The sequence below is a fragment of the Mesobacillus sp. genome, from assembly GCF_049588175.1.
GTDB lineage: Bacteria > Bacillota > Bacilli > Bacillales > Cytobacillaceae > Mesobacillus.
Genome location: NZ_JBAVFI010000792.1, coordinates 1 through 1,769 on the forward strand (window position 1 = coordinate 1; position 1,769 = coordinate 1,769).

The window sequence follows — 1,769 nt, forward strand, 5'->3', positions numbered from 1 at the left end:
GGCATGATTACCAAGAAGTGAGATAGGGACCCTATGGTTTCATTTTCTTTTAACTAAATCATGAATTACTGGAGGTATGTTATGAATATTTTCAAAGAGGATTATAGTTTAAACGAAAAAACAGTTCTGCTGACAGGTGAATATGGTGAATTTGGCGAGAAGTGGTCAAGAGTGGTTGAAGGAGAAGATACTTTTATCGTAAAAAAACGTCCGGATGAAATCATCAACAAGGCACTTTTATGTTTAGGATCCGACTTTCATGCTGCTAGGAGAAGCTCCAAACAACTCCTCGGTGAATGTCACATGTGCCCAATTAAGATAAATGATTATCTTGGTATTTGGTTATTTCCTTCAAAGTCTTTTCGAAATCACCACTGTATTTGGTTTTCCTTGATGCACGTAAAAGATGAGAAGTCATGCGGCATCAGAAGGACCAAGATATACCTCAGCTTTAACCATGAAATTGAAATCGAAATAAAAGAATCCTCTTTTAAGAATAAAAAATTAAAGGCGATGGAATTAAGAGAAAGAATGATGAGATATGCTCAAAATCCGGTTGCTTTTTACCTTGAGCCTAAAAAAGGAATTCAAATCATAGAAGGAGAAGGAATCAATCGGTATCAGTTGAAGAAATGAAATCGTGGTTCTGAGTGCTTCCAATTAATTAGGAAGTTTAATCGGGTTTATTTTACCGGTAATAGTGGGTAGATACATTGTAACAACCTACTAAACCGAAAGAGGTGTTGATGGTGAACAACGACAAGAAATCTAATTTCTATAAACCCGAAGAACATAGTGGATTATTCATGGACATTCTAGAGACCGATGATAACACACAGCACCTTCTCATGAAAGAAAAAACGAAGTATACAAATGGCGCGGAGGGTATCATCAACAAAGTCCAGAGTGAATTTCTTGAAAAAAGAAGAGCTGAGGAAATTGACCTATCGCTAAAGAATCGGGATAAAGAAAGATTTATGGCATTGACTTCTGATGGCTGGGAAGAGATTATATAAAATTAAATCAAGGGACGTTGAGGACACCATCTCAAAGCAGATGGTGTTTATTTTGTTTTAGGGGGAGTTTATGTATTGTGAGTGGCGTAAAAAAGTAACTTTCACTTTTTGAAACATTGTGATAATAAAAACGTCTAATATTCAATGAAGTCGTTAAAACAAGCAAAAAATTGTGAGGTGAGAGCTTGAAAAGACGTTTGTTGATCATGGTTTTCATCATGCCCCTTGTTGTATTTTTTGTGAATGAAATAATTTGTGTTGCATCACCCCCTCCAACCGAAGTGGAGGAGAGAAAAAACGAAGCACCACTTCATTTAATCGGAACAGTCACGGCCGACAGCATGTTCAAGGATATTACAAAGGAAGAAGACTCTCCCCAGCAGATTAGAAAAATGAGCCTGGATGTCGCTAAACTGATCAAGGCTCCATCTGAGGAAAAATCGATTTCGGAAATCGAGGTGTATTATTCGTACATACCAGCCTGGAGGTCCGGAGAGTATATCGGTGGACAAAGGATGGATATAACAGTAGAGGATGTAATCGAGATTTGGCTTGAAAAAGGAGAAAACGGGTGGGAGCCAGTACTTGGCGGAAACACAGTAGAGCATCTTAAATACGTTCAGAATAGAAATAATCCATTCCCTGAACCCTTCCTTCACGCAATTACCAGAATCACTTCCACCATCATAGAAAAACACACTAGTTTATTTGTAATAACCATCCTGACCCTTTTATTAATGATAATCGCAATAA

Annotated in this window: 3 protein-coding genes; all 3 read left to right on the plus strand. The window is 37.5% G+C overall.

Annotated elements, in window-relative coordinates:
• Positions 1-81: 81 nt before the first annotated feature.
• The gene (locus tag WB217_RS19255; RefSeq protein ID WP_423994954.1) at positions 82-636 is read left to right on the plus strand and encodes a competence protein ComK; all 555 of its coding nucleotides are present in this window, start codon (positions 82-84) and stop codon (positions 634-636) included.
• 113 nt (positions 637-749) lie between these two features.
• Positions 750-1,016, plus strand: coding sequence for an IDEAL domain-containing protein (locus WB217_RS19260; RefSeq protein WP_423994955.1), 267 nt, complete (start codon positions 750-752; stop codon positions 1,014-1,016).
• Between the two features lie 185 nt (positions 1,017-1,201).
• Positions 1,202-1,769 (plus strand): hypothetical protein (locus WB217_RS19265; protein WP_423994956.1); only part of this gene is annotated, 568 nt, incomplete at its 3' end.

Coding starts and splice junctions, on each gene's coding strand:
- WB217_RS19255 (WP_423994954.1), top strand. CDS start 82: ATGAATATTTTCAAAGAGGATTATAGTTTAAACGAAAAAACAGTTCTG.